The sequence below is a fragment of the Citrobacter sp. LST-B2 genome (genome assembly GCF_057983045.1).
In genome coordinates, this window is sequence record NZ_CP192598.1 from 3,764,494 (window position 1) to 3,787,405 (window position 22,912).

A 22,912-nucleotide genomic window follows, 5' to 3' on the forward strand; every position below is an offset into this window, starting at 1 on the left:
TCCCTTTTTTATTGCCTGAAACTGCAGGTGGTTGTTTTATCATCATAAGAGGTGTATCTTTACGCCGCCCCAAATACTTCCATTAACAACTAGCCGGTTCTGAGCGCTTCGCTCAGGTTGTCAATCCTCTTTATCTACACCCTCGCCTTGATGGGTGAAATTCACACTATCCCTTTTAACCCGTTAACCTCACAACTCGCCTCCCCGCGGGCGTAACTTTATAACAACATAAATAATGAATTATCATGAATACGCAACGAAAATACGGGAGAACCTGGCACTATCCTTTCTCCCCCGGCACTACTAGCGATGACCGTATCAACGCCGACTACTGGCGAGATTTGCAGGTTATTCCTCTACTGGTGCACACCGAAAAGCTGGATGGTGAAAATAACTGCCTGAATCGCCACGGCGTTTTTGCCCGCTCTCATGCAGCCCCAACGCAATCCGCGTGGACGCATAAAATTCGCCAGCGCTGGCAATTGCTAAAAAACGATCTTGGCGATTTAGAGCTTTTCGGCGAGAACCTCTATGCCGTCCACTCGATTGAATATCACGCGCTGGAGCAGGACTTTTTCCTGTTTGCCATCCGCTGCCAGGATATGTGGCTAAGCTGGGAAGAAGTGCAGTTCTATGCCGCGCTGTTTGATTTTCCCTGCGTCCCGGAAATCCCAGGACCGCAGCCTGGTCAGGATGAAAAAGCGTGGCAGCGAGAATTTCTTGCGCTAACCAACGGACGCGGCGCGTTCGACCCATGGGATATCCAGGCCGGTCAGCCCTGCACCCTTGAAGGCATCGTGAGCCGTAATCGCAACGAATTTCCTGTGGATGATTTCGCCCACCAAGTGTTTAAGTTTGTCCGTAAGAATCATGTCAAAACAACGGAACACTGGAAGCGCAACTGGCGACGGGCTCGTCTGGCCCATGAATTTGCCTTTGGAGGCCAGTTATGATCTGGCAGCTTACTGGTGACAAAAGCTGGTCGGCGCTGCGACAACAATTCCGCTGGGTAGAAGAGATGCACGATGTACCACAGGATCCCGTCCATCATGCCGAGGGGGACGTTGGCATTCATACTGAAATGGTGCTCAACGCGCTATCAACCATGTCTGACTTTCAGCGATGCTCACCACAGCAACAAGAGCTGCTATGGGCTGCGGCGCTGCTACACGATGTGGAAAAGCGCAGCACCACGCAGCGTGATGAACACGGTCGCATCCAGTCATTGGGCCATGCGCGCAAAGGTGAACTCACGACACGGCAGATCCTGTGGCGAGATATTCCCACACCCTTTATTCTGCGTGAGCAAATCGCGGCGCTGGTTCGCCTGCACGGACTGCCGTTGTGGCTACTCGAACGTCCCGCCCCTGAGCGCCTGCTGCTTAGCGCGGCTATGCGGATTGACACCCGCCTGCTGACGCTGCTCGCCCGTGCCGATATAGAAGGGCGACGCTGTCAGGATAGGGAGGAGATGCTCGACCGGATCGCCCTGTTTGAGCTTTTCTGTCAGGAACAACAGTGCTGGGGACATGCCCGTCACTTCGTTTCCGATGCGGCTCGCTGGCATTATCTGACGCATTCGAACAGTTCAGCCGATTTCATCCCTTGGGAAACAGAAAGCTTTGAAGTGATTATAATGAGCGCTCTGCCCGGAATGGGTAAGGATCGCTATATCAGCGAACACTGTCCCGGCATACCGGTAGTGAGTCTTGATGATATCCGCCGTCGACTTGGTGTCAGCCCGGAAGACAGGTCGGCAACCGGTCGCGTCGTCCAGCAGGCAAAAGAAGATGCACGGGCTTTGCTGCGACAAAAAACGGCTTTTGTCTGGAATGCGACCAATATTACCCGACAGCTACGAAGCCAGCTCATCGACCTTTTTACTGCCTACGGTGCACGGGTAAAAATTGTCTACATTGAAGTTCCATGGGCGCAATGGAAGCAGCAAAATGCAAACCGCCAATATGCGGTTCCGGACGCGGTTATAATGAGAATGGCGTCAAAGCTGGAAGTACCTCAGTCTGATGAAGCGCACTGCGTGGAATATCAGGTGAGAGATGAGTGAACAAACCGGACAGAGCCACCTCTGTCCGGCTACAGCACTAACTAGATATGCAGTTCCTGCAACTTCTCTTTTGGCAGCGCCAGCTCTTCATTGCTGTTGACGCGAACGTCGCGCTCCAGAATATGACGCGCGATATCCTGTGCTTCACTCAGGGAGTGCATCTGATATGTACCGCACTGGTAGACGTTCAGTTCCGGGATCTGATTCTGATCCTGAACTTTCAGCACGTCGGCCATCGCCGCTTTCCATGCATCTGCCACGCGCTGCTCATCCGGCGTACCTATCAGGCTCATATAGAAACCGGTACGGCAACCCATCGGGGAGATATCGATAATCTCGACGCCGTTACCGTTGAGGTGATTACGCATAAAGCCTGCGAACAGATGCTCCAGCGTGTGAATCCCTTTCTCCGGCATCACCTCTTTATTTGGAATGCAGAAACGCAGATCAAACACGGTGATGGCGTCACCGTGTGGAGTGTTCATCGTTTTCGCCACACGGACTGCAGGTGCTTCCATCCGGGTATGATCGACAGTGAAGCTATCTAACAACGGCATTTAGCTACCTCCGATAATTTTTTATAAATAAACTGAACTCTTTGTTCCGGTGCGAGTCTGAGTATATGAAAGACGCGCATTTGTTATCATCATCCCTGTTTTCAGAGATGAAATTTTGGCCACTCCCGAGTGGCCTTTTTCTTTTCTGTCAGGCCTGCTGCTTTGCCAGCCAGCTGTCAAACGGTTCCGAATCTGCCGCTTCAACTTCGCGCTGACGACGTTTTGAGGCGTCACGTTCAGCCACAAAGTCTTCTTCCTGCAAAATTTCCAGCGGCTCTCCACGCAGCAGATTGCGGTAAGCTTCGCCCAGCGCCCTGCCCGTACCGCCAATACCCGTATCAATCATAGACCGCAGAATACGTGCAGAGAACGTTAATTCCGGGTTATCAAAGCAGGCAACCAGTTCGTCACAGACTTTCTGATAATCCTCTCCGCCGTGGATGCTGTCCAGCGTTTGTGCCACACGCTTCAGATCGCGGAACAGATCTTTACCCACTTCGGGCAGCGGGAACTGTGCAGTTTCACAACCAATCCCTAACGTCAGGCCCGGCTTACGCCCTTCCAGAATCACCCGATTCCAGTTGGTACGCGTACATAGCAGCTCACTGCTGCTCATCTCCGGTGCATCGGCCAGCACACACCAGACCATAAACAGGTCAAGGAAACGCACCTGTTGCTCGTCCACGCCAATTGGCGAGAACGGATTGATATCCAGCGAGCGGACTTCGATGTATTCGATACCACCACGCAGAAGCGCATCTGAAGGCGACTCACCGCTACGCGTAACGCGTTTCGGACGAATCGGCGCGTACAGCTCATTTTCAATCTGCAGCACGTTGCTGTTGATTTGCAGACGTTTACCGCCTTTTTCCAGCCCTACTGCCGCATACTCTTCAGAAGGCGTTTTAATCGCCCGCTTCAATCCTGCCACATACTCGTAGAGATCGTTAAACGTAATTCCGAGATTGCTTTGCGACTTATTGGTATAACCCAGATCGCTCAGTCGCAGCGAGGTCGCGTACGGCAGGTAGTACATTCCGCAGTCGGTTTTCTCAAACGGCAGCGTGGTCGGTTTGCCCTGCAGGAAGGAAGCGCAAATCGCCGGGGACGCACCAAACAAATAAGGAATGACCCAGCCAAAGCGGTAATAGTTACGGATCAGGCGGAAATAGCCGGCAGAGATTTTCTCTTTTGCCTCTTCGCCTTCCACTACGCCACATTTCGCCTGCCAGAATGCCATCGGCAGTGAAAAGTTGTAGTGCACACCGGAAATAGTTTGCATCAACGCACCGTAACGGTTTTTCAACCCTTCACGGTACAGCGTTTTCATACGACCAATATTTGAAGTGCCATATTGCGCCAGTTCAATGTCCTGACCTTCGGCAATGTAGCAAGGCATGCTCAGTGGCCACATGCGCTCATCACCCATATTTCTGGCGGTATAACGATGCAGGTCACGCATGAAGGTCAGCATATGCTGGATATCGCCGTCTACCGGTGTGATAAACTCCAGCAGCGCTTCCGCGAAATCCGTGGTAATCCATTTATGCGTCAGCGCTGAGCCTAACGCTTCAGGATGCCCCGTTGTCGCCAACGTGCCATCCGCATTCACGCGCAATGTTTCGCGCTCCAGCCCGCGCTGTATCCCCTGTAATGCCTGAGGATGCTTTTCCAGCCAGGCCAAAGCCTGTGATACGTCCGGGATCAAATTGACCTCCCGCCTGTCAAAATCGTATTAATTAGCATAATTGTAGTGGTTAACCTAAAGGCTAATCCCCAGGCACAATTAGTGCCACCAGGTAATGCCCTGAACGGTAGCAGCTGCGACAACAATATAGCGCAGCGCTTTGCCAAGGCATAAAAAAAAGAGCACCGGCCCCCACGAGAGGCGCATCCATCCCGCTAACAGGCACAGTAAATCACCCACAACCGGCATCCAGCTTAATAATAGTGTGACCGCGCCATAGCGTTTAAGCCAGCCTGTGGCTTTCTCCTGCCAGCGCGATGTCTTGCGCAGCGGGAAGAAACGCCCAAGGATAACGTTAGTTAACCCTCCAAGGCTATTACCCATTGTTGCTGTTAAAACTAAGACCCAGGGATGACTGAGTCCGGCCAGTAACATGGCAATCAGAACGACTTCCGAGTTGCCGGGCAACAGCGTAGCGCTGAGGAAACTGCTGGCGAACAATGAAAGGAGCGACAGTCCGTCACTCACAGGAGTCGAACGTCCACAGCATCCATTCCGGCGGCGCGTGCTGCCTGGATACCAAAGTCCGCATCTTCAAATACCACGCACTGCGCCGGAGGCACGCCCATACGCTCCGCACAAAGCAGGAAAGTATCTGGCGCGGGTTTATGGTGCTGGACATGATCGGCAGCAACGACGGCATCAAAATAGCGACGCAGCCCCAGATGAGCCAGCAGCGCTTCCGCTACTGCGCTTTCACTGCCGGTTCCGACGGACATCGGGCGACGACCATGCCACGCTTTTACCACCTCAACCAGCGGCAACGGCTCGACGCTGTCGAGGAGCATGATTTTTACCGCGTCGGTTTTTTCACGGGCTAACGCGTGAGGATCGAGATCCGCATGATTCAACTCAATAATGGACTGAGCAATACGCCATGTGGCTGAGCCGTTAAGGGCAATCATCGCCTGAAGATCAAAATGCATACCGTAACGACCTAATACTTCAACCCACGCCTTACGGTGCGTCGGTTCAGTATCCAGAAGGGTACCATCCATATCGAAAATCAGACCCGCATAACGTTCGTACATAGCGCTCTCACCGGCAAGTAAACAGACGTTACTTTATCGTAATTGCTGGATTTTGTCGCTGACGACGATGCTGAGGATTGTTCAGGAGATGAATGCAAAGGAGTAAGGAAAAGAAAAAAATGGTGCATCCGGGAAGATGACTCGGCGAAGCCTCGCCCTTCGGGCCGTTGCTGGCGCAACGCTATCCCCCCCTGGTACTCGCGATACTCTCGCAGACCATGAAACAACAAACTCGCTGTTATCCGGGAGAAGATGGTGCATCCGGGAGGATTCGAACCTCCGACCGCTCGGTTCGTAGCCGAGTACTCTATCCAGCTGAGCTACGGATGCATCGAGAAACTTATTTTACTGCTGATACTAATACTGTACAAAAGCGGTATCAAATAAGAGATGGTACATCCGGGAGGATGACTCGGCGAAGCCTCGCCCTTCGGGCTGTTGCTGGCGCAACGTTATCCCCCTGGTGCTTACGATGCTCTCGCAGACCATGAAACAACAAACTCGCTGTTATTCGGGAGAAGATGGTGCATCCGGGAGGATTCGAACCTCCGACCGCTCGGTTCGTAGCCGAGTACTCTATCCAGCTGAGCTACGGATGCATCGGAAAACTTATTTTACTGCCGATATTGATACTGCACAAAAGCGGTATCAAGTAAGAGATGGTGCATCCGGGAGGATTCGAACCTCCGACCGCTCGGTTCGTAGCCGAGTACTCTATCCAGCTGAGCTACGGATGCATCGGGAAACTTACTTTACTGCAGATTTTGATACCGCTACTAAAGCCGTATCAAGTAAGAGATGGTGCATCCGGGAGGATTCGAACCTCCGACCGCTCGGTTCGTAGCCGAGTACTCTATCCAGCTGAGCTACGGATGCAAATGGCGGTGAGGCGGGGATTCGAACCCCGGATGCAGCTTTTGACCGCATACTCCCTTAGCAGGGGAGCGCCTTCAGCCTCTCGGCCACCTCACCACACGCCTCTTACGAGTGCTTCGAAGAACTTGTTTCTGCTCATCGTCGCTGCGTGGCGCACATATTACTTTCTGGGACTTATAAGTCAAACAATTTTTCCTGAGCTTTTATCGTTTGCACACTTCACGTTCAATTAGTCTGCAAAAACGGCAAAAAGAGTGTTTTATCAACAGATAAATTGGACTCTGGGGCAACGGACTACCTCAATGGAAAAGACACACGGATGCAGTAGCGCCAGGCGAAACCGGAAAAAGAGTCACAGAAAAACGAAACAGAGTGGGATATTGCGACGATGTCAGGTTGCGCCTCACCCGGTCAGGTGAGACGCGGAAACCTTAGTAACTGGACTGCTGGGATTTTTCAGCCTGGATACGCTGGTAGATCTCTTCACGATGGACAGATACTTCTTTCGGGGCGTTTACGCCGATGCGTACCTGGTTGCCCTTCACCCCTAAAACTGTCACGGTGACCTCATCTCCAATCATGAGGGTCTCACCAACTCGACGAGTCAGAATCAGCATTCTTTGCTCCTTGAAAGATTAAAAGAGTCGGGTCTCTCTGTATCCCGGCATTATCCATCATATAACGCCAAAAAGTAAGCGATGACAAACACATTACATGTAAGCAGTCACGGCATCACATTCTGTTAAACCTAAGTTTAGCCGATATACACAACTTCAACCTGACTTTATCGTTGTCGACAACGTTGATGCAAACGCCGCGGAATGCTTATCCGCGGCATCGGCTAACGCTTATAGTTATTACAATTTTGCGCTGACCCAGGCTTGCACACTGGCTAACGCCGCAGGCAGAGCAGAAGCATCCGTACCACCGGCTTGCGCCATGTCCGGACGACCACCACCCTTACCGCCCACCTGCTGAGCGACCATACCTACCAGTTCCCCTGCTTTGACACGGTCGGTCACGTCCTTAGACACACCAGCAATCAGAGAAACCTTACCTTCAGCTGCCGTTGCCAGCACGATAATTGTCGACCCCAGTTGATTTTTCAGATCATCAACCATGGTGCGCAACATTTTCGGCTCAACACCCGCAAGCTCACTCACCAACAGCTTAACGCCATTGATATCAACCGCTTTGCTGGAAAGATTCGCACTTTCCTGCGCCGCAGCATGTTCTTTCAACTGCTGAAGCTCTTTCTCAAGCTGACGAGTACGTTCCAGTACTGAACGCACTTTGTCGCCCAGATTCTGGCTATCGCCCTTCAACAGATGTGCAATATCGGCTAAACGATCGCTTTCTGCATGCACAGTCGCAATGGCGCCCTCACCGGTTACCGCTTCAATGCGACGAACCCCGGCGGCGGTTCCGGACTCAGAGACAATACGGAACAGGCCGATGTCACCGGTACGGCTGGCGTGCGTCCCGCCGCACAGTTCGGTAGAGAAATCACCCATGCTCAGCACGCGAACGCGTTCGTCATATTTCTCGCCGAACAGCGCCATTGCGCCTTTTGCTTTCGCCGCTTCCAGATCCATCACGCGGGTTTCAACCGGCAGGTTACGACGAATCTGCGCGTTCACCAGATCTTCAACCGCCCGGATTTCCGCCGGCTTCATTGCTTCATTATGCGAGAAATCGAAGCGCAGCATTTTGTCGTTAACCAGCGACCCTTTCTGCGCCACGTGCTTGCCCAGAATCTGGCGCAACGCCGCGTGCATCAGGTGCGTTGCGGAGTGATTCAGACGAATACGCGCACGACGCGCCTCATCCACATCAGCCTGGACCGCATCGCCCACTTTCAGAGAGCCCGCAGACAGCTTGCCGAGGTGGCCAATTGCCTGACCATATTTTTGCGTGTCACTTACGGCAAACGCAAAGCCCGCGCCTTTCAGTTCACCTTTATCGCCAACCTGACCACCGGATTCCGCATAGAATGGGGTTTGATCCAGTACGACAACGGCTTCCTGACCGACACTGATCGCATCAACCGCTTTACCATCAACAAACAGCGCGGTCACTTTACCGTTCAGTTCCAGATGGTCGTAGCCTTTAAATTCAGAGGCGCTATCCACGCGAATCATCGCGTTATAGTCCGCACCGAAACCGCTGGCTTCGCGCGCGCGACGACGCTGCTCTTCCATGGCGGCTTCAAAACCGGCTTCATCCACTTTGATATTGCGCTCACGGCAAACGTCAGCCGTCAGATCAACCGGGAAACCGTAGGTATCGTACAGACGGAATGCTGTTTCGCCGTCCAGCGTATCGCCGGACAGTTTCGCCAGTTCTTCGTCCAGCAGCGCCAGGCCACGCTCGAGCGTACGGGCAAACTGCTCTTCTTCGGTTTTCAGAACTTGCTCAACCTGAGCCTGCTGACGCTTCAGTTCTTCGCCCGCCGATCCCATGACGTCAATCAGTGGACCCACCAGTTTATAGAAGAAGGTCTCTTTCGCGCCCAGCATGTTGCCATGACGTACCGCACGACGAATGATACGACGCAAAACATAGCCACGGTTTTCGTTCGACGGTACCACGCCGTCGGCAATCAGGAACGCACAGGAACGAATGTGATCCGCAATCACGCGCAGTGACTTGTTGCTCAGATCGGTTGCACCGGTCACTTTCGCTACTGCTTCAATCAGCGTACGGAACAGGTCAATTTCGTAGTTGGAGTTGACGTGTTGCAGCACAGCCGCAATACGTTCCAGCCCCATACCGGTATCCACGGAAGGCTTAGGCAGCGGCTCCATCGTACCGTCAGCCTGACGGTTGAACTGCATAAAGACAATGTTCCAGATCTCAATGTAGCGATCGCCGTCCTCTTCCGGGCTTCCCGGAGGGCCGCCCCAGATGTGATCGCCATGATCGTAGAAAATTTCGGTGCACGGACCGCACGGACCGGTGTCGCCCATCTGCCAGAAGTTGTCGGACGCATAAGCCGCACCTTTGTTATCACCGATGCGGATAATACGCTCGCGAGGAATACCGACTTCTTTTTCCCAAATTTCATAGGCTTCATCGTCTGTTTCGTAGACGGTCACCCACAGACGCTCTTTCGGCAGGGCAAACCAGTTTTCACCGGTCAGCAATTCCCATGCGTACTGGATTGCATCATGCTTGAAATAGTCGCCGAAGCTGAAGTTACCCAGCATTTCGAAGAAGGTATGGTGACGTGCAGTGTAACCAACGTTTTCCAGATCGTTGTGCTTACCACCCGCCCGCACGCAGCGTTGAGATGTGGTTGCGCGGGAATAATTACGCTTGTCGAGCCCAAGGAAAACGTCCTTGAACTGGTTCATCCCGGCGTTGGTAAACAACAAAGTGGGGTCATTGTTTGGAACCAGGGAGCTGCTGGCAACTACCTGATGTCCCTTACTATGGAAAAAGTCGAGAAACGCCTGACGGATCTCAGCGGTGCTCTTGCTCATAATTATCCTGAAATCTTGCTAACGAAAAATCATTACCAGCAACAACTCTTGATTGACTGGGCCGCCGGCAACTGAAAAGTGGGAATAAGATAAGTTTTCTTTACGGGGAAGTAAAATCCCGTATGCGCTCAATCGTCAAAATTTCGCCATATTTCCTGGATATCCTCCATCAGATATCCACGATAGAGCAAAAATCGCTGTATCTTAACCTTTTCTGAAAATGCACCAGGCAGCGGTTCACCATATTTACGACAGGCCTGATCGCGTGCGAGGACGCTCCAGTCAATCTCACATTCCCGCATTGCTTTTTCCGTCGATTCACGGGCAATGCCCTTTTGATTCAACTCCTGGCGAATGCGCGCCGGACCATAGCCTTTACGGCTGCGGCTGGCGATAAAGCGGGCGATAAACCGGTCGTCATCGAGATACTGATGCTCGTAACACCAGGCAATCACTCGTTCATAATCTTCCGCAGTCGCATCAATCTCTTCCGGTCCATTTTTCCCCATCACCGGGGCGGCAAGTTTACGTCGCAACTCTTGTTCGCTGTGGTCACGAACCGCGAGGATACGTACTGCGCGATCTAACAGCCGGGAATACGCGGGTCGGCGCGGTGTGGGTTCACTCATAACAACCTTCGAAATCAGAAATGCAAAAAGGGCTGCATCAATGCAGCCCTTGAGTGTAATTCAACTTTTTGCCGGATGGCAGTGTTGCGTTATCCGGACGGACGACACCTGACGATTAAAAATCTTCGTTGGTTTCCGCAACGCCTTCACCGTCATCAACAGCGAAGTCAGGTTTGGCATCCTGGTTATTGAGCAGCATTTCGCGAACTTTCTTCTCAATTTCCTTCGCAGTCGCCGGGTTGTCTTTCAGCCAGGTGGTTGCATTCGCTTTACCCTGACCAATTTTCTCGCCGTTGTAGCTGTACCAGGCGCCCGCTTTCTCGATCAGCTTCTCTTTCACGCCCAGGTCAACCAGTTCGCCATAGAAGTTGATGCCTTCACCGTAAAGGATCTGGAATTCAGCCTGTTTAAACGGTGCCGCAATTTTGTTTTTCACCACCTTCACGCGGGTTTCGCTGCCCACCACGTTATCGCCCTCTTTCACCGCGCCAATACGACGGATATCCAGACGAACAGAAGCGTAGAATTTCAGTGCGTTACCACCGGTCGTGGTTTCCGGGTTACCGAACATCACACCAATTTTCATACGGATCTGGTTGATGAAGATCAGCAGCGTGTTGGACTGCTTCAGGTTACCGGCCAGTTTACGCATCGCCTGGCTCATCATACGCGCCGCGAGGCCCATGTGAGAGTCACCGATTTCGCCTTCGATTTCCGCTTTCGGCGTCAGTGCCGCTACGGAGTCGACAACGATAACGTCGACAGCGCCAGAACGCGCCAGCGCATCACAGATTTCCAGCGCCTGTTCACCGGTGTCCGGCTGAGAACAGAGCAGATTGTCGATATCAACGCCCAGCTTACGTGCATAGATCGGGTCCAGCGCGTGTTCTGCATCGATAAACGCACAGGTTTTACCTTCGCGCTGCGCCGCGGCAATCACCTGCAGCGTCAGCGTGGTTTTACCGGATGATTCCGGCCCGTAGATTTCGACGATGCGGCCCATCGGCAGGCCGCCTGCGCCCAGCGCGATATCCAGTGAAAGCGAACCTGTGGAGATCGTTTCCACATCCATAGAACGGTCTTCACCCAGGCGCATGATGGAGCCTTTACCGAATTGCTTTTCGATCTGGCCCAGCGCTGCCGCCAACGCTTTCTGTTTGTTTTCGTCGATAGCCATTAATTACTCCTGTCATGCCGGCTGAAACCGGATAGTGATTCTGTACTGTTGTCGCAATTATACTGTATGGTCATACAGTATCAAGTATTTTGTAGAAATTGTTGCCACAGGGTTTGCAGCGCATAAACCGTGGCTTGCCGACGCACCGCCTCACGGTCGCCGTGAAAGCATTCCCGACGGGTAATCCCTTCTCCGCGCACGCTGGCGAAGGCAAACCAGACGGTGCCGACCGGTTTCTCTTCGCTGCCGCCATCCGGCCCGGCGATCCCGCTGATGGAAACCGCAAAATCGGCACGTGCCGCTTTCAGTGCGCCAATCGCCATCTCAACCACCACCGGTTCACTGACCGCGCCATGCTGCGCCAGCGTCTCTTCCCGCACGCCGATCATCTGCGATTTTGCTTCGTTACTGTAGGTGACAAAACCGCGCTCAAACCAGGCGGAGCTGCCAGCAATATCGGTAATGGCTTTCGCCACCCAACCGCCGGTGCAGGACTCTGCGGTAGTCACCGTCGCACCACGCGCTTTCAGCGCCAGCCCGACCTGTTCACTTAACTGCATCAGTTCACTGTCAGTCATATCAGCCTCTGTCAGTTAAAAAATATGCCGGACAAGATAACACTTTCCCAACGGAGATGGGGATGAGGTAACAATTTTACGAGGGGGATTCCGAAAAAACGAGTGAGGCCCAGGGAAGCCGAAGCAACCCTGGGTAAAAACCATTATTGCACGCGCGCCAGCGCCACTGCCTGACCTAACTGCCACACCGCCATCGCGTAATGGGTGCTGTGGTTGTAGCGGGTAATAGCATAGAAGTTCGGCAAACCGTACCAGTACTGGTAGCCGGTACCAATATCCAGGCGCAGCAGGCTCACCTGCTGATGGTTGCCCAGCGGTTGTTGCGGCGTGAGTCCGGCGGCCGCCAGTTGAGAAAGGCTGTACTGCGTTTTAAAGCCATTCGCCAGTCCCGGTGCCTGACCGTTCGCCATCACCGCCACCGCGTCGCCCTTCACCCAACCGTGCGCTTTGAAGTAATTCGCCACGCTACCGATAGCATCGACCGGATCCCACAGGTTGATGTGGCCGTCGCCGTTGAAATCTACCGCGTACTCTTTATAAGACGACGGCATGAACTGTCCGTAACCCATCGCGCCAGCAAAGGATCCTTTCAAATCTAACGGGTCATCCTGTTCGTTACGCGCCATCAGCAGGAACGTCTCCAGCTCGCCGGAGAAGTACTCCGCACGACGTGGGTAGTTAAACGACAGCGTCGCCAGCGCGTCCAGAATGCGCGTTTTTCCCATCACGCGGCCCCAGCGGGTTTCCACGCCAATAATGCCCACGATGATCTCCGGCGGAACGCCGTAAACCTGCCAGGCACGGTTGAGCGCATCTTCATACTGATTCCAGAATGCCACGCCGTTTTGCACGTTATCCGGGGTAATGAACTGTTTGCGATAGCGTAGCCATGCGCCGTTAGGTCCGGCCGGCGGCTGCGTGGTCGGCGCCTGCCTGTCCATCAGACGCAAAACGTAATCCAGGCGCTTCGCCTGTGACAGGATCTCCTGCAACTGCTGACGATTAAAACCGTGCTTGTTCACCATCTTATCGATGAACTGCTGCGCATTCGGGTTATTGGCAAAGTCGCCCCCCATCTGCATAACGTTGTGCTGGGGCTCAAGCAGGAAGCCGCCGGAAGGCGTGCCCGTTGTCGTTTGAGGCTCTTGAGGTTTCGGTTTGCTACTACAGGCAGCAAGTAACACAAACAGGGGAAGTAATGCTACATAACGACGCTTGAACATGAGACATCCATTAAACAGATTCAGCCAGAGAGAAGTATGGTAAAGCATCCCCCGTCATACAAGGAAGCACCAGACGCGCTCCGTCACACAATTTACGTATCACTTCCCCTCGTTTGATCGTCAGTACATTCTTTCCTTTCCACAAAAACTTTCAACTTAAAATATTTTACTTTCATTTTGAGATCAAAATAACACTTTTATTTCTTTCAATCTGATTAAAATAAGTCACCCATTCGCAAGATAACTAAAAATCCCTACAGGAGAGAATAATGATCGAAACCATTACACATGGAGCAGAGTGGTTCATCGGGCTGTTCCAGAAAGGTGGAGAGGTGTTTACCGGGATGGTCACCGGCATTCTTCCACTGCTGATGAGCCTGCTGGTCATCATGAATGCGCTGATCAACTTTATCGGCCAGCAGCGAATCGAACGCTTCGCCCAGCGCTGCGCCGGGAATCCGTTGTCCCGCTACCTGATTTTGCCTTTTATTGGCACGTTTGTGTTTTGTAACCCCATGACCCTGAGTCTGGGCCGCTTCATGCCAGAGAAATACAAGCCCAGCTATTACGCAGCCGCCTCTTACAGCTGTCACTCAATGAACGGCCTGTTCCCGCATATCAACCCTGGCGAACTGTTCGTTTACCTCGGCATTGCCAGCGGCCTGACCACGTTAGGTCTCCCGCTCGGGCCACTGGCCGTGAGCTATCTGCTGGTCGGAGTGGTCACCAACTTCTTTCGTGGCTGGGTCACGGACCTCACAACCTCCATCTTTGAGAAAAAGATGGGTATCCAACTTGAGCAGAAAGTCCACCTTGCAGGAGCAGCATCATGACGCGTATTCGAATTGAACGAGGAACTGGCGGCTGGGGTGGCCCGTTAGAGCTGGACGTGACCGCCGGAAAGAAAATTGTCTATATCACCGCAGGCACTCGCCCGGCGATTGTCGACAAACTGGCGCAGTTAACCGGCTGGCAGGCTGTCGATGGCTTTAAAGAGGGAGAACCGCCTGAAGACGAAATTGGCGTTGCCATCATTGACTGTGGCGGGACGCTGCGTTGTGGCATCTATCCTAAACGCCGTATTCCGACCGTGAACATTCACTCAACCGGGAAATCCGGCCCGCTGGCCCAGTATATTGTTGAAGACATTTATGTCTCTGGCGTCAGGGAAGACAACATCACCGTCATCAGCGACGCGTCTGCTGCACCGCAGCCGCAATCACAACCGGCAAGCGCTACCGCCGGGCGTGATTACGACAGCAGCAAAAAAATCACCGAACAGAGCGATGGCCTGTTAGCAAAAGTCGGCATGGGGATGGGGTCGGCGGTGGCCGTGCTGTTCCAGTCCGGTCGCGACACCATCGATACGGTTCTGAAAACCATTCTGCCGTTTATGGCATTCGTCTCGGCACTGATCGGCATCATCATGGCCTCGGGTCTGGGTGACTGGATCGCCCATGGCCTGGCGCCGCTTGCCAGCCATCCGTTGGGTCTGGTGACGCTGGCGCTGATCTGTTCGTTTCCACTGCTGTCGCCGTTCCTCGGCCCAGGTGCGGTCATTGCGCAGGTTATCGGCGTTCTGATCGGCGTGCAAATTGGCCTGGGCAACATCCCGCCGCATCTGGCGCTGCCCGCCCTGTTTGCCATTAACGCCCAGGCAGCCTGTGACTTTATTCCGGTCGGTCTGTCGCTGGCAGAAGCCCGTCAGGACACCGTTCGCGTCGGCGTGCCGTCGGTACTGGTGAGCCGCTTCCTGACGGGGGCGCCCACCGTTCTCATCGCCTGGTTTGTTTCCGGCTTTATCTATCAATAAGAGGTGTCGACATGACCGTTATTTATCAGACCACCATCACCCGTATCGGCCAGAGCGCACCGGATGCGCTCTGCGACCAGATGCTGATTACCTTTCGTGAAGGCGCGCCTGCGGATATCGAGGAGTTTTGCTTTATCCATTGTCATGGCGAACTGAACGGCCCGCTGCAGCCCGGCGCCCAGTTCGAACTGGGTCAGCATCGTTATCCGGTCACTGCCGTTGGCAGTGTGGCCGAGCAGAATTTACGTGAACTGGGGCATATCACCCTGCGCTTCGATGGGCTGAGCGAAGCGGAATTTCCCGGCACCGTGCATGTCGCGGGGCCTGTACCGGACGATATCGCACCGGGCTGTATTTTGAAGTTTGTCGCTTAAGGAGAGAAAAATGAATCAGGTTGCCGTTGTCATTGGTGGAGGACAGACCCTGGGGGCGTTCCTCAGCCGTGGGCTTGCAGCAGAAGGGTATCGCGTTGCGGTGGTAGATATTCAGAGTGATAAAGCCGCAAACGTTGCACAGGAGATTAACGCAGAATTTGGCGAAGGCATGGCCTACGGTTTCGGCGCCGACGCCACCAGCGAACAGAGCGTGCTCGCACTCTCTCGCGGTGTGGATGAAATCTTTGGCCGCGTGGATCTGCTGGTTTACAGCGCCGGGATTGCGAAAGCAGCATTTATCAGTGATTTCCAGCTCGGTGATTTTGACCGCTCGCTGCAGGTGAATCTGGTCGGCTACTTCCTCTGCGCACGTGAATTCTCCCGTCTGATGATCCGCGATGGTATTCAGGGACGTATTATTCAGATCAACTCCAAATCCGGTAAAGTGGGCAGCAAGCACAATTCCGGCTATAGCGCGGCGAAGTTTGGCGGCGTGGGGTTAACGCAGTCGCTGGCGCTGGATCTGGCGGAATATGGCATTACCGTGCATTCGCTGATGCTCGGCAACCTGTTAAAGTCACCGATGTTCCAGTCGTTGCTGCCGCAGTACGCCACCAAGCTGGGTATCAAGCCAGACGAAGTGGAGCAGTATTACATTGATAAGGTTCCGCTGAAGCGCGGCTGCGACTATCAGGATGTGCTGAACATGTTGTTATTCTATGCCAGCCCGAAAGCGTCGTACTGCACCGGGCAGTCAATCAACGTTACCGGTGGACAAGTAATGTTTTAATGGGTATCGCCCGGTGGCGATACGCTTACCGGGCCTACCCGCAGGCCGGAGAAAGTAAAACCGCCGTCTGGCAAAATAAAAGGAGCAACATATGGTATCCGCACTCGTTACTGTCGCCGTCATTGCCTGGTGTGCACAACTGGCGCTGGGATACTGGCAAATATCGCGCTTTAACAATGCATTTGACCGGCTTTGCCAACAGGGACGTGTCGGCGTAGGGCGTTCAGGAGGACGTTTTAAACCGCGCGTCGTGGTCGCCGTCGCTGTCGATGACAATCAGCGAGTCACCGATACGTTGTTTATGAAAGGTCTCACCGTATTCGCCAGACCAGGAAAAATCGCCGACATTCAGGGCAAACATCTTAATGAATTACAGCCTGATGTGATCTTTCCCCATGATCCGCTATCGCAGAATGCACTATCATTGGCGCTTAATCTGAAACATGGGTAATTTCGTTGTGAATGCTATTAGCTTGCGAAATTATCATTTCGCAAATTTAATTCAGGGTTATTTCGCCTATGAAACCTCGTCAGCGTCAGGCCGCCATTCTGGAGCATCTGCAAAAACAGGGTAAAAGCTCTGTGGAAGAACTGGCCCAGTACTTTGACACCACGGGCACGACCATTCGCAAAGATCTTGTCGTTCTGGAAAATGCCGGTACCGTCATTCGCACCTATGGCGGCGTGATGTTAAATAAAGATGAGTCCGATCCGCCTATCGATCACAAAACGCTGATCAATACGCATAAGAAAGAGCGTATTGCTGAAGCTGCGGTCCGCTTTATCCATGATGGCGACTCCATCATTCTGGATGCCGGGAGTACCGTGCTACAAATGGTGCCGATGCTTACCCGCTTTAGCAATATCACCGTCATGACCAACAGCCTGCACATTGTCAACGCGCTGTCCGAGTTAGACAACGAACAAACCATCCTGATGCCTGGCGGAACATTTCGTAAAAAATCGGCCTCATTTCACGGACAACTGGCCGAAAACGCCTTTGAGCAGTTCAGTTTTGATAAACTCTTCATGGGCACCGACGGTATTGATCTCAGTGCCGGCGTGACCACCTTTAATGAGGTTTACACCGTCAGCAAAGCGATGTGTAACGCCGCTCGCGAAGTCATTCTGATGGCGGACTCATCAAAGTTTGGCCGCAAGAGTCCGAATGTTGTGTGCAGTCTGGAAAGCGTCGACAAACTGATTACCGACGCGGGTATTGATCCCGCATTTCGTCAGGCGCTGGAAGAAAAAGGGATTGAAGTGATCATAACCGGAGAAACCAATGAGTGATGCACTACTGAACGCGGGCCGTCAGACGTTAATGCTGGAATTACAGGAAGCAAGCCGTCTGCCGGAACGTCTGGGCGATGATTTTATCCGCGCCGCCAATACCATTATCCACTGTGAAGGCAAAGTGATTGTCTCAGGTATCGGCAAATCGGGCCATATTGGTAAGAAAATCGCCGCGACGCTCGCCAGTACCGGCACCCCGGCCTTTTTTGTTCACCCTGCCGAAGCGCTGCATGGCGATCTGGGGATGATCGAAAGCCGTGACGTGATGTTGTTTATCTCCTATTCCGGCGGCGCAAAAGAGCTGGATCTCATCATCCCGCGTCTGGAAGATAAATCCATCGCCCTGCTGGCAATGACCGGCAAACCCAATTCACCGCTGGGTCTGGCGGCGAAGGCTGTTCTGGATATCTCCGTTGAGCGCGAAGCCTGCCCGATGCACCTGGCACCGACCTCCAGCACCGTCAATACCCTGATGATGGGCGACGCGCTGGCGATGGCGGTTATGCAGGCACGCGGCTTCAATGAAGAAGATTTTGCCCGCTCGCATCCGGCCGGTGCGTTAGGCGCGCGTTTGCTTAATAAAGTGCATCACCTGATGCGCCGTGACGACGCTGTCCCGCAGGTTCAACTTGCCACCAGCGTGATGGACGCGATGCTGGAATTAAGCCGTACCGGTCTGGGTCTGGTCGCCGTTTGCGACGACCAGATGCAGGTGAAAGGCGTCTTTACCGACGGCGACCTGCGTCGCTGGCTGGTTGGCGGCGGCGCGCTCACCACGCCGGTCAGTAAAGCGATGACCCACAGCGGCATCACCTTGCAGTCAGAAAGCCGGGCGATTGATGCCAAAGAGATCCTGATGAAACGCAAAATTACCGCCGCGCCGGTGGTGGATGAAACCGGTAAGCTCACCGGCGCCATCAACCTGCAGGATTTCTATCAGGCCGGGATACTCTAATCCTTCAGCCCCAGACGCTTCGCCAGCCGGTGCAGGTTGGCGACGTCCGTTTCAAGTGCCCGGGCGCTGGCCGCCCAGTTGTGATTATTTTGCGCCAGCGCCTGGCGAATCATTTCCCGCTGGAACGCCTCCGTCGCATCACGCAGATTGTGATTGCGCGGTAAATCCGCTGTCACTTCCGGCTGCGGCGTCATAGCCTCCTCCTGCAACGCGAAATGCTTCGCTTCCAGTACCACTTCGTCTCCGGATCGGGTCGCGCGCGCCAGCACTACCGCCCGATGAATCGCATGTTCCAGTTCACGCACGTTACCCGGCCAGCCGTAATTCAGCAGATGGCTACGCGCCCCAGGACTGAGCACCACGCGGGAAAGCCCCAGTCGTAATCGACACTGCTCGCAAAAATAACCCGCCAGTAACACCACATCTTCCCCGCGCTCCCGTAGCGGGGGAACCAAAAGCGGAAACACGCTCAGACGATGAAACAGATCGGCACGAAAACGTCCCGCCAGCACCTCTTCACGAAGATCGCGATTCGTTGCTGCCAGCACGCGCACATCCACGCGCAGGCTGCGGTCATCGCCGACGCGCTGAATATCGCCATACTGCAATACGCGCAGCAGTTTGGCTTGCAGAGCCAGCGACAGTTCACCAATTTCATCGAGGAATAACGTGCCGTTATCGGCCATTTCAAATTTGCCGCTACGGTTGCTGATGGCCCCGGTGAATGCCCCTTTTACATGACCAAACAGTTCGCTCTCCGCCACGCTTTCCGGCAGCGCGGCGCAGTTCAGGTAGACCAACGGGTTGACCGCGCGAGGTGAACCTTCATGAATCGCCTTCGCCACCAGTTCTTTCCCGGTACCAGTTTCGCCGCTGATTAACACGTTGAGATCGGAGCCTGCCACAATCTCGATCTCTTTTTTCAACTGCATCATGTTCGGCGAGAGACCAATCATCTGCGTCTCTTTTATCTGTTCGAAATCGGTACTCGACCCCGGCAACATATTCTGGCTTTCCAGTTGTTCAATCAGCAGCGCATTGCTCAATGCACCGGCGGCCAGCGCGGCGATGAGCCGTAACTCCTCATCGCTGAAAATATCAAACTGATCCGGCGCCATGCCATCGAGGGTCAGCGCGCCGATCAGATTCTGCCCGGCAAAAAGCGGCAACCCAATACAGGCATGCACTTTCAGACTCTCCTGCCCCGGGATCAATCCGTCATACGGGTCAGGCAAATCGCTGTCTGCCGGAAAGCGCACCACGTCTCCGGCGCGGGCGATGGCCTCCAGTCGGGGATGCCCTTCGAGGGTAAAACGCCTGCCGAGCACATCACGTGCAAGACCATCAATCGCCAGCGGGATAAACTGGCGCGCCTCATAACGCAGCAACGCAGAAGCATCGCATTCCAGCACCCGACGCAGCGTAGTAATCAGACGCTGAAAACGATCCTGATGGCCCACTCCGCGCTGTAATTCAATGGCGATCCCCGCCAGAACATCAACAGAAAAACTCATGCTGTCCTCACTGTCATTTTGACAATCCATACTGTCATATTGACTGTGTTATGAATAGTCTTTTTGACTACCATCTAATGAGTATAAAATTTTAAATCAATAAAAATCAAATAGATAAAAAATTGGCACGCGACCTGCAATAAGCGAAACAACTTATTTGAACAACGCTAAATGAATTGAGGTTGCTATGTCTATTCTGGTTAAAAATAATATCCATTGGGTTGGCCAACGTGACTGGGAAGTGCGTGATTTCCACGGAACCGAATACAAAACGCTGCGCGGCAGCAGCTACAACAGCTATCTCATCCGTGAAGAAAAAAATGTCCTGATCGATACCGTCGATCATAAATTCAGCCGTGAGTTTGTGCAGAACCTGCGTAATGAAATCGACCTGGACGCCATCGACTACATCATCATCAACCATGCGGAAGAAGATCACGCCGGGGCGCTGACCGAGCTGATGACGCAGATCCCGGATACCCCTATCTACTGTACCGCCAACGCGATTGACTCGATTACCGGTCATCATCACCATCCGGAGTGGAATTTTAACGTCGTGAAAACCGGCGACGCGCTGGATATTGGTAACGGCAAACAGTTGATCTTCGTGGAAACGCCGATGCTGCACTGGCCGGACAGCATGATGACCTACATGACCGGCGATGCCGTCCTGTTCAGTAACGACGCTTTCGGTCAGCACTACTGCGACGAACGTCTGTTTAACGATGAAGTGGATCAGGCCGAGCTGTTCGAACAGTGCCAGCGTTACTACGCCAATATCCTGACCCCGTTCAGTCGTCTGGTGACGCCAAAAATTACCGAAATCCTCGGCTTCAACCTGCCGGTCGATATGATTGCCACCTCCCACGGCGTGGTCTGGCGCGATAATCCGACCCAGATTGTTGAGCTGTATCTGAAATGGGCGGCGGATTATCAGGAAGATCGCATCACAATTTTCTACGACACCATGTCCAATAACACCCGCATGATGGCGGATGCGATTGCACAGGGAATTAACGAAGTCGACCCGAACGTGGCAGTGAAAATTTTTAACGTCGCCCGCAGCGATAAAAACGAAATCCTGACCAACGTTTTTCGCTCTAAAGGTGTGCTGGTCGGCACCTCCACGATGAACAATGTGATGATGCCGAAAATCGCCGGTCTGGTGGAAGAGATGACCGGTCTGCGTTTTCGTAACAAACGCGCCAGCGCTTTTGGTTCCCACGGCTGGAGCGGCGGAGCGGTCGACCGCTTATCCACCCGTTTACAGGATGCCGGTTTTGAAATGTCGCTGAGCCTGAAGGCCAAATGGCGCCCGGACCTGGATGCGCTGGAACTGTGCCGCCAGCACGGTCGTGAAATCGCGCGTCAATGGGCGCTCGCGCCGTTGCCGGACGCGACAGTGAAAGCGACAACCAAAGAAGAAGCATGCGCCTGCGCCGCCGCAGCAGCCGACCTCGGTCCGAGCATGCAGTGCAGCGTGTGCCAGTGGATTTACGATCCGGCAAAAGGTGAACCGTTGCAGGATGTCGCGCCAGGTACGCCGTGGAGCGATGTGCCGGACAACTTCCTCTGTCCGGAATGTTCATTAGGCAAAGATGTCTTCGACGTGCTGGCAACGGAGGCAAAATGAGCCGGGGAATTGTCATCATTGGTTCGGGCTTTGCTGCCCGCCAGTTAGTCAAAAACATTCGCAAGCAGGACGCGGATGTCCCGTTAACTCTGATTGCGGCTGACAGCATGGATGAGTATAACAAACCCGATCTCAGTCATGTGATAAGCCAGGCGCAGCACGCCGACGACCTCACCCGTCAGTCGGCGGGAGAGTTTGCTGAACAGTTTGCTCTGCGTCTCTTTCCCCACACCTGGGTCACCGACATTGATGCCGATGCCCACGTGGTAAAAAGCCAGGACAAGCAGTGGCAGTACGACAAACTGGTGCTGGCTACGGGCGCTGCGGCCTTTGTTCCACCGATAGCAGGACGTGAGTTAATGCTCACATTGAACAGCCAGCAGGAGTACCGTGCCTGCGAAACACAGCTACGCGATGCCCAACGGGTGCTGATTGTCGGCGGCGGGTTGATTGGAACCGAACTGGCGATGGATTTCTGCCGCGCAGGTAAAGCGGTCACGCTGATAGATAACGCAGCCAGCCTGCTTGCTTCGCTGATGCCGCCGGAAGTGAGCAGTCGCTTACAGCATCGTCTTACCGATATGGGTGTACACCTGTTGCTGAAATCACAGTTACAAGGGCTGGAGAAAAGCGCATCCGGTATTCGTGCAACGTTCGATCGCGAGCGCAGCATTCACGTCGATGCGGTGATTGCCGCCACGGGTCTGCGCCCGGAAACGGCGCTGGCGCGTCGCGCCGGTTTAACCCTCAACCGCGGCGTTTGTGTCGACAGCTACCTGCAAACCAGCCACCCGGATATTTATGCCCTCGGCGACTGCGCGGAGATCAACGGTCAGGTGCTACCATTCCTGCAGCCTATTCAGCTCAGTGCGATGTACCTGGCGAAAAATCTGCTCGGCGGCAACGCGCCGCTGAAGCTGCCTGCCATGTTAGTCAAAATCAAAACGCCAGAACTGCCGCTGCATCTGGCAGGGGAAACCCAGCGTCGCGATCTGAACTGGCACATTGCCGCAGAATCTGACGGCATGGTAGCCAAAGGGATGAACGGTGAAGGACAGCTCTGCGCCTTCGTGGTAAGTGAAGACAGAATGAAGGAGGCTTTCGCCCTGCTGAAAACGTTGCCTCGGCAGGCCGGATAAGACGCTCTGCGTCGCCATCCGGCGCTATCG

22 protein-coding genes and 5 tRNA genes are annotated in these 22,912 nt (G+C 53.8%); 11 read left to right on the top strand and 16 right to left on the bottom strand.

What is annotated here, in order from left to right; translation table 11 throughout:
* The first annotated feature begins 245 nt into the window (after positions 1-245).
* Together ACQ0PY_RS18130 and ACQ0PY_RS18135 are read left to right on the top strand one after the other, a co-directional pair.
* Positions 246-953 (top strand): RNA ligase family protein, encoded by a 708-nt coding sequence (locus ACQ0PY_RS18130; protein ID WP_042999622.1) that lies wholly within the window; start codon positions 246-248, stop codon positions 951-953.
* Positions 950-2,065, top strand: a complete 1,116-nt coding sequence (locus ACQ0PY_RS18135) for an AAA family ATPase (RefSeq protein WP_042999621.1) — start codon at positions 950-952, stop codon at positions 2,063-2,065. Before ACQ0PY_RS18130 ends, ACQ0PY_RS18135 begins: the two co-directional genes overlap by 4 nt.
* Positions 2,066-2,106: 41 nt before the next feature.
* Here ACQ0PY_RS18135 and luxS read toward each other — a convergent pair whose 3' ends face one another.
* The 15 genes from luxS to mltB form a co-directional block, all read right to left on the bottom strand.
* Complete coding sequence (gene luxS / locus ACQ0PY_RS18140) at positions 2,107-2,622, bottom strand: S-ribosylhomocysteine lyase (RefSeq protein ID WP_003037312.1); 516 nt, start codon at positions 2,620-2,622, stop codon at positions 2,107-2,109.
* A 148-nt stretch (positions 2,623-2,770) separates the two neighbouring features.
* Positions 2,771-4,330: a glutamate--cysteine ligase gene (gshA, locus tag ACQ0PY_RS18145; RefSeq protein ID WP_109739414.1), complete on the bottom strand. Its 1,560-nt coding sequence runs from the start codon at positions 4,328-4,330 to the stop codon at positions 2,771-2,773.
* 78 nt (positions 4,331-4,408) lie between these two features.
* Positions 4,409-4,837: a YqaA family protein gene (locus ACQ0PY_RS18150; protein WP_042999619.1), complete on the bottom strand. Its 429-nt coding sequence runs from the start codon at positions 4,835-4,837 to the stop codon at positions 4,409-4,411.
* A complete protein-coding gene (yqaB, locus tag ACQ0PY_RS18155; protein ID WP_042999618.1) occupies positions 4,834-5,400 on the bottom strand; it encodes a fructose-1-phosphate/6-phosphogluconate phosphatase in 567 nt (188 codons plus the stop codon). Before yqaB ends, ACQ0PY_RS18150 begins: the two co-directional genes overlap by 4 nt.
* A gap of 253 nt (positions 5,401-5,653) precedes the next feature.
* A tRNA-Arg gene (locus tag ACQ0PY_RS18160) sits at positions 5,654-5,730 on the bottom strand.
* 192 nt (positions 5,731-5,922) lie between these two features.
* Positions 5,923-5,999: transfer RNA gene (locus tag ACQ0PY_RS18165), tRNA-Arg, on the bottom strand.
* A gap of 61 nt (positions 6,000-6,060) precedes the next feature.
* Positions 6,061-6,137: transfer RNA gene (locus ACQ0PY_RS18170), tRNA-Arg, on the bottom strand.
* Between the two features lie 62 nt (positions 6,138-6,199).
* Positions 6,200-6,276: transfer RNA gene (locus ACQ0PY_RS18175), tRNA-Arg, on the bottom strand.
* A gap of 3 nt (positions 6,277-6,279) precedes the next feature.
* A tRNA-Ser gene (locus ACQ0PY_RS18180) sits at positions 6,280-6,372 on the bottom strand.
* Positions 6,373-6,707: 335 nt separating this feature from the next.
* Complete coding sequence (gene csrA, locus ACQ0PY_RS18185; protein ID WP_000906486.1) at positions 6,708-6,893, bottom strand: carbon storage regulator CsrA; 186 nt, start codon at positions 6,891-6,893, stop codon at positions 6,708-6,710.
* A 240-nt stretch (positions 6,894-7,133) separates the two neighbouring features.
* Positions 7,134-9,761, bottom strand: a complete 2,628-nt coding sequence (gene alaS, locus ACQ0PY_RS18190; RefSeq protein WP_109739415.1) for an alanine--tRNA ligase — start codon at positions 9,759-9,761, stop codon at positions 7,134-7,136.
* 128 nt (positions 9,762-9,889) lie between these two features.
* Positions 9,890-10,390 carry a recombination regulator RecX gene (recX, locus tag ACQ0PY_RS18195; RefSeq protein ID WP_044255094.1) on the bottom strand — a complete coding sequence of 167 codons (501 nt, stop codon included), beginning with the start codon at positions 10,388-10,390 and terminating at the stop codon, positions 9,890-9,892.
* 115 nt (positions 10,391-10,505) lie between these two features.
* The gene (gene recA / locus ACQ0PY_RS18200) at positions 10,506-11,567 is read right to left on the bottom strand and encodes a recombinase RecA (RefSeq protein WP_044255092.1); all 1,062 of its coding nucleotides are present in this window, start codon (positions 11,565-11,567) and stop codon (positions 10,506-10,508) included.
* Positions 11,568-11,647: 80 nt separating this feature from the next.
* The gene (gene pncC / locus ACQ0PY_RS18205) at positions 11,648-12,145 is read right to left on the bottom strand and encodes a nicotinamide-nucleotide amidase (protein WP_044255090.1); all 498 of its coding nucleotides are present in this window, start codon (positions 12,143-12,145) and stop codon (positions 11,648-11,650) included.
* A gap of 143 nt (positions 12,146-12,288) precedes the next feature.
* Positions 12,289-13,368, bottom strand: a complete 1,080-nt coding sequence (mltB, locus tag ACQ0PY_RS18210) for a lytic murein transglycosylase B (protein WP_042999611.1) — start codon at positions 13,366-13,368, stop codon at positions 12,289-12,291.
* Between the two features lie 269 nt (positions 13,369-13,637).
* Between mltB and srlA the strand changes: the two genes are divergently transcribed.
* The 7 genes from srlA (at position 13,638) to gutQ (ending at position 18,596) form a co-directional block, all read left to right on the top strand.
* Complete coding sequence (gene srlA / locus ACQ0PY_RS18215; RefSeq protein ID WP_109739416.1) at positions 13,638-14,201, top strand: PTS glucitol/sorbitol transporter subunit IIC; 564 nt, start codon at positions 13,638-13,640, stop codon at positions 14,199-14,201.
* On the top strand, positions 14,198-15,181 hold the full coding sequence (gene srlE / locus ACQ0PY_RS18220) for a PTS glucitol/sorbitol transporter subunit IIB (protein ID WP_044266608.1): 984 nt from the start codon (positions 14,198-14,200) through the stop codon (positions 15,179-15,181). The genes srlA and srlE overlap by 4 nt, the downstream gene beginning before the upstream one ends.
* Before the next feature lie 11 nt (positions 15,182-15,192).
* Positions 15,193-15,555 (top strand): PTS glucitol/sorbitol transporter subunit IIA, encoded by a 363-nt coding sequence (gene srlB / locus ACQ0PY_RS18225; RefSeq protein WP_042322676.1) that lies wholly within the window; start codon positions 15,193-15,195, stop codon positions 15,553-15,555.
* Positions 15,556-15,565: 10 nt separating this feature from the next.
* A complete protein-coding gene (gene srlD / locus ACQ0PY_RS18230; RefSeq protein WP_042999607.1) occupies positions 15,566-16,345 on the top strand; it encodes a sorbitol-6-phosphate dehydrogenase in 780 nt (259 codons plus the stop codon).
* 91 nt (positions 16,346-16,436) lie between these two features.
* Entirely contained in the window at positions 16,437-16,796 is a 360-nt protein-coding gene (gene gutM, locus ACQ0PY_RS18235; RefSeq protein WP_042999606.1) for a transcriptional regulator GutM, read from the top strand.
* Between the two features lie 68 nt (positions 16,797-16,864).
* Positions 16,865-17,638, top strand: coding sequence for a glucitol operon DNA-binding transcriptional repressor SrlR (srlR, locus tag ACQ0PY_RS18240; protein ID WP_042999605.1), 774 nt, complete (start codon positions 16,865-16,867; stop codon positions 17,636-17,638).
* Positions 17,631-18,596, top strand: a complete 966-nt coding sequence (gutQ, locus tag ACQ0PY_RS18245) for an arabinose-5-phosphate isomerase GutQ (RefSeq protein ID WP_109739417.1) — start codon at positions 17,631-17,633, stop codon at positions 18,594-18,596. The genes srlR and gutQ overlap by 8 nt, the downstream gene beginning before the upstream one ends.
* Here the strand turns inward: gutQ and norR are convergent.
* Positions 18,593-20,110: a nitric oxide reductase transcriptional regulator NorR gene (norR, locus tag ACQ0PY_RS18250; protein WP_109739418.1), complete on the bottom strand. Its 1,518-nt coding sequence runs from the start codon at positions 20,108-20,110 to the stop codon at positions 18,593-18,595. The two genes, gutQ and norR, sit on opposite strands and share 4 nt — an antisense overlap.
* A gap of 187 nt (positions 20,111-20,297) precedes the next feature.
* Between norR and norV the strand changes: the two genes are divergently transcribed.
* Together norV and norW are read left to right on the top strand one after the other, a co-directional pair.
* Entirely contained in the window at positions 20,298-21,743 is a 1,446-nt protein-coding gene (gene norV, locus ACQ0PY_RS18255; protein ID WP_109739419.1) for an anaerobic nitric oxide reductase flavorubredoxin, read from the top strand.
* Positions 21,740-22,882, top strand: a complete 1,143-nt coding sequence (gene norW / locus ACQ0PY_RS18260; protein WP_109739420.1) for an NADH:flavorubredoxin reductase NorW — start codon at positions 21,740-21,742, stop codon at positions 22,880-22,882. Before norV ends, norW begins: the two co-directional genes overlap by 4 nt.
* Positions 22,883-22,912: the final 30 nt, after the last annotated feature.

Bases quoted from the DNA above. Each gene is read 5' to 3' on its own strand.
- norW (WP_109739420.1), top strand. From the start codon at position 21,740: ATGAGCCGGGGAATTGTCATCATTGGTTCGGGCTTTGCTGCCCGCCAG.
- yqaB (WP_042999618.1), bottom strand. From the start codon at position 5,400: ATGTACGAACGTTATGCGGGTCTGATTTTCGATATGGATGGTACCCTT.
- srlR (WP_042999605.1), top strand. From the start codon at position 16,865: ATGAAACCTCGTCAGCGTCAGGCCGCCATTCTGGAGCATCTGCAAAAA.
- srlE (WP_044266608.1), top strand. From the start codon at position 14,198: ATGACGCGTATTCGAATTGAACGAGGAACTGGCGGCTGGGGTGGCCCG.
- mltB (WP_042999611.1), bottom strand. From the start codon at position 13,368: ATGTTCAAGCGTCGTTATGTAGCATTACTTCCCCTGTTTGTGTTACTT.
- recA (WP_044255092.1), bottom strand. From the start codon at position 11,567: ATGGCTATCGACGAAAACAAACAGAAAGCGTTGGCGGCAGCGCTGGGC.
- csrA (WP_000906486.1), bottom strand. From the start codon at position 6,893: ATGCTGATTCTGACTCGTCGAGTTGGTGAGACCCTCATGATTGGAGAT.
- norR (WP_109739418.1), bottom strand. From the start codon at position 20,110: ATGAGTTTTTCTGTTGATGTTCTGGCGGGGATCGCCATTGAATTACAG.
- gutM (WP_042999606.1), top strand. From the start codon at position 16,437: ATGGTATCCGCACTCGTTACTGTCGCCGTCATTGCCTGGTGTGCACAA.
- gutQ (WP_109739417.1), top strand. From the start codon at position 17,631: ATGAGTGATGCACTACTGAACGCGGGCCGTCAGACGTTAATGCTGGAA.
- recX (WP_044255094.1), bottom strand. From the start codon at position 10,390: ATGAGTGAACCCACACCGCGCCGACCCGCGTATTCCCGGCTGTTAGAT.
- alaS (WP_109739415.1), bottom strand. From the start codon at position 9,761: ATGAGCAAGAGCACCGCTGAGATCCGTCAGGCGTTTCTCGACTTTTTC.
- luxS (WP_003037312.1), bottom strand. From the start codon at position 2,622: ATGCCGTTGTTAGATAGCTTCACTGTCGATCATACCCGGATGGAAGCA.
- srlD (WP_042999607.1), top strand. From the start codon at position 15,566: ATGAATCAGGTTGCCGTTGTCATTGGTGGAGGACAGACCCTGGGGGCG.
- srlA (WP_109739416.1), top strand. From the start codon at position 13,638: ATGATCGAAACCATTACACATGGAGCAGAGTGGTTCATCGGGCTGTTC.
- pncC (WP_044255090.1), bottom strand. From the start codon at position 12,145: ATGACTGACAGTGAACTGATGCAGTTAAGTGAACAGGTCGGGCTGGCG.
- ACQ0PY_RS18135 (WP_042999621.1), top strand. From the start codon at position 950: ATGATCTGGCAGCTTACTGGTGACAAAAGCTGGTCGGCGCTGCGACAA.
- ACQ0PY_RS18130 (WP_042999622.1), top strand. From the start codon at position 246: ATGAATACGCAACGAAAATACGGGAGAACCTGGCACTATCCTTTCTCC.
- srlB (WP_042322676.1), top strand. From the start codon at position 15,193: ATGACCGTTATTTATCAGACCACCATCACCCGTATCGGCCAGAGCGCA.
- norV (WP_109739419.1), top strand. From the start codon at position 20,298: ATGTCTATTCTGGTTAAAAATAATATCCATTGGGTTGGCCAACGTGAC.